Consider the following 3,486-nt stretch of genomic DNA (forward strand, 5'->3'; position numbering starts at 1 on the left):
CTACGATGCCCAACGGAGCGACCAGCCCCTGGTCGCAATCCAATAGATCGAGCCTCCGGCAGAACCAGGGCGGTTCAGTGCTCGCGGAACACCTCGCTGGGCAACTTGCCGCCGAAGTCTTGACCCGTCCACGTCGAATGCATCTCAAAAGTGCGATCCACCCGCTCCAAAAAGTACGGAATCCACCCCGTACCACCCTCGCTCAACGCGATCTTAAGCGTCGGATACTCCTTGATCGGGCGCGACCACAACAGATCCGCGGCCGCCTGCACGATGTTCATCGGCTGCAGCGTGATCATCACATCCATCGGCGCATCCGGAGCGGTGATCGCCAACCGCCCCGACGAACCGATATGCACATTGAGCACCGTCTCGGTGTCGACCAACGCATCCCACATCGGCTTCCAATGATCGAAATCATGAAAGCTCGGATACCCCATCGCCGCCGGGTTCTCGGTGAACGTCAACGAATGCACACCGCGCTCAGCGTTGCGCCGGATCTCGTTGGCGCACTCGGTCGGATCCCAGATCACCGGCAACGTCATCGGGATGAACCGCGCCGGATAGGCCCCGCACCACTCCTCGACATGCCAGTCGTTGTAGGCCTTCACCAGCGCCAGCGAGAATTCGACGTCCTCGGTGGCAAACAACCGGCCCGCAAAACCCGGAAACGACGGAAAACACATCGACCCCAAAATCCCGCCGGCGTTCATGTCCTTGACCCGCTCATCGACCTGCCAGCAACCGGGCCGAATCTCATCGAGCCCCTGCGGTTCCAGGCCGTACTCCTCTTTCGGCCGGCCCGCCACCGCATTGAGCGCCACATTCGGAATCACCGTGTCACGAAACTGCCACGTATCCGAACCGTCGGGGTTGTGCACCAACCGCGGCGCCTCATCGATGTACTTCTTGGGCAGGTGGTTTTTGAACATATCGGGCGGCTCGACGATGTGATCATCAACGCTGATCAAGATCATGTCGTCCTTGTTCATTTGCGGTTCCTCTCTGTGCTTTCAGTTGCCGGCCGAAAAACCGGTACTACGAATCCGTCGTCGTCCTCGCGGAAGACGATCTCGAGCTCCATCCCGGCGCAGAGTTCATCGACAGGGCAGTCGATGATCTCGGTCATGAGGCGGGGGCCCTCCTCGAGGTCGACCATCGCGACGACGTAAGGCACGGCGTCGAACGGCGCGGCGTTCTGGTGGATGACGCTCCACGTGTAGAGGCGCGACTGTCCGGCGGCCGGCGCGAGACGCACGTCCTCGCTCCAGCAGTAAGGACAGAAGGGTCGGGCGTACAACGAATTTCGGCCGCAGGAGCCGCATTCGTTGATCATCAGCGTGTGATCCTGAACCGCTGCCCACCAGCTTTCGCTATCGCTGTCGATGGTCGGGCGATTCGGACCGCTGGGCGACTGCATCACTGCCTCCCGAGGATCATCGTCGCGCTGTGGGTGAAGAAGCCGCCCATCGCGTGCACGCACGCCAGGCGGGCACCCTCGACCTGTCGTTCTCCGCATTCGCCGCGCAGTTGCCGAACCGCCTCGACCATCAGGAACATCCCGCGCATCCCGGGATGACACGACGCCAGCCCGCCACCGTCGGTGTTGGTGGGCAGCGCGCCGTCCGGCCGGAGCGCGCCGGAGCCGATGTACGGACCACCCTCACCCTTGGCGCAGAACCCGAGATCCTCGACCGTCAGCAAGACGGTCGAGGTGAACGAATCGTACAGCTGACAGACGTCGATATCCGCCGGGGTCACCCCCGCTTGAGCGAACGCGCGCGGACCCGATTGTGCGGCCGCCGATGTCGTGAAGTCGGGCCATTCGCTCATGCTCACGTGCGATGCGGCGTCGGCGGCACCGAGGATCCAGATGGGTTCCTTCGCACAGCTTTTCGCCACCCTCTCGTTGGCGAGCACGACCGCGCCGCCTCCATCGGTGCGCAAACAGATGTGTTTGGACGTGAACGGCTCGGCGAGCATCGGCGCGGTGGCGACATCCGCGGCGGTGATCCGATCACGCTCGAAGGCGTTCTCGTTCATGGCCGCCCATTCGTGGGCGGCGACGGCGACCTCGGCCAGCTGTTCCTCGGTTGTCCCGTACTCGATCATGTGTCGCCTGGCCGCCATGGCGTACTTGGCGATCAGCGTGGCGCCGTAGGGTGCTTCGAACTGCATGGCGCCGCCGGTGCTCAGCGCCGCGGCCGAGGCCCGCACCCGGCGCTTGACGTCCGAGCGGGCGGTCGAACCGTAGGTCAGCAGGGCTACGTCGATCTCGCCCGCCGCGATGGCCGCGGCGGCGTGCCGCCCCATGACCTCCCACGACGATCCGCCGACGTTGGTGGCATCGACCCACGTCGGTCGCAGGCCCAGGTACTCGCTCACCTCGACGGGTGGCAACAGCGTCCCGTGGCCGCCGAAGCCGTCGATGTCGTCTTTGGTGAGGCCGGCGTCTGCGACAGCCCGCTGCGCGGCCTGCGCCATCAGCGCCATCGCCGTTTTGTCGGGCACCCGCCCGCAATCGGAGAGCGCGGCGCCGACCACCGCGACCCGGTTCTCGGACATATGTAATGGTTACCATAGGTGAAAATGACGTTAACGCCATAGTGGAATCATCGTTCTCGCTCCGTTACCGTAGGTGCGTGCCGGGACCGCTGCGGGATGCCTTGAAGGGCGATCGCCTGGTGTTGTGCCTCGCACTGCTGAGTGCCCGCACGCCCGACGTGCCAGCGATTGCCGCGGCCAGCGGATACGACGCCGTTTATGTCGATCTCGAGCACACCTCGTGCTCGCTCGAAACGGCGGGAATGCTCTGTGTGGCCGCGCTCGGTGCCGGCATCTCCGGTCTCGTGCGGGTGCCGTCGCACGACCCCACCATGATCGCGCGCGTACTCGACGCTGGCGCAGTGGGAGTGATTGTGCCGCACGTGAACTCGGCGTACGAGGCACAGGCGGTCGTCGACGCCGCTCGCTTCCCGCCCTTCGGTCATCGGTCCATCTCCGGACCCAACGCGGTGAGCGGATACGCACCTCGTCCAACCGCCGAACTCACGGGCGAACTCGAGCGCCACACCGTGGTGGCGGTGATGATCGAAACGCCCGACGCGGTGGCGGCATCCGAGGAGATCGCAGCCGTCGAGGGGGTTGACATGGTGCTGCTTGGGCCCAGCGATCTGACGGCCGAGATGGGGATCCACGGGCAATATGAGAATGAGCATTTCCACCATGCAGTAGACTCTGTCGCAGCGGCCTGTCGTGCACACGGCGTGGCGCTGGGAGTGGCCGGGATCAAGTCCATTGACCTGCTGGAACGCTTTGTAGGGCTGGGACTGCGATTCATCTCGGCGGGAACCGACGTCGGGATGATGACCGAAGCCGCCACTGCCCGTGCGTACGCCCTCCGTGAGCTCGAGAGGCGCGCGGCGAGCCGATAGTCGAGAGCCTCGTCACGACAACAGGAGGACGGATGCCCACCGCGATCTAGAG

General features: G+C 64.6%; 3 protein-coding genes and 1 pseudogene. 1 reads left to right on the plus strand and 3 read right to left on the minus strand.

Annotated features, from left to right (window positions below):
- Positions 1 to 77 precede the first annotated feature (77 nt).
- From AU192_RS20670 to AU192_RS20680, 3 genes and pseudogenes are all read right to left on the minus strand, one after another.
- Positions 78 to 992, minus strand: a pseudogene (locus AU192_RS20670) (amidohydrolase family protein); the annotation flags it as partial.
- Positions 989 to 1,420, minus strand: coding sequence for a Zn-ribbon domain-containing OB-fold protein (locus AU192_RS20675; RefSeq protein ID WP_064399397.1), 432 nt, complete (start codon positions 1,418 to 1,420; stop codon positions 989 to 991). The pseudogene AU192_RS20670 and the gene AU192_RS20675, both read right to left, overlap by 4 nt.
- On the minus strand, positions 1,420 to 2,565 hold the full coding sequence (locus AU192_RS20680) for an acetyl-CoA acetyltransferase (RefSeq protein ID WP_064399398.1): 1,146 nt from the start codon (positions 2,563 to 2,565) through the stop codon (positions 1,420 to 1,422). The genes AU192_RS20675 and AU192_RS20680 overlap by 1 nt, the downstream gene beginning before the upstream one ends.
- Before the next feature lie 5 nt (positions 2,566 to 2,570).
- On the opposite strand from AU192_RS20680, the gene AU192_RS20685 reads away from it, so the two are divergent.
- Positions 2,571 to 3,434: an HpcH/HpaI aldolase family protein gene (locus AU192_RS20685; RefSeq protein WP_207544967.1), complete on the plus strand. Its 864-nt coding sequence runs from the start codon at positions 2,571 to 2,573 to the stop codon at positions 3,432 to 3,434.
- Positions 3,435 to 3,486 lie beyond the last annotated feature (52 nt).

Source organism: Mycobacterium lehmannii (assembly GCF_001499925.1).
Lineage (GTDB): Bacteria > Actinomycetota > Actinomycetes > Mycobacteriales > Mycobacteriaceae > Mycobacterium > Mycobacterium lehmannii.

Bases quoted from the DNA above. Each gene is read 5' to 3' on its own strand.
- AU192_RS20685 (WP_207544967.1), top strand. From the start codon at position 2,571: ATGGTTACCATAGGTGAAAATGACGTTAACGCCATAGTGGAATCATCG.
- AU192_RS20680 (WP_064399398.1), bottom strand. From the start codon at position 2,565: ATGTCCGAGAACCGGGTCGCGGTGGTCGGCGCCGCGCTCTCCGATTGC.
- AU192_RS20675 (WP_064399397.1), bottom strand. From the start codon at position 1,420: ATGCAGTCGCCCAGCGGTCCGAATCGCCCGACCATCGACAGCGATAGC.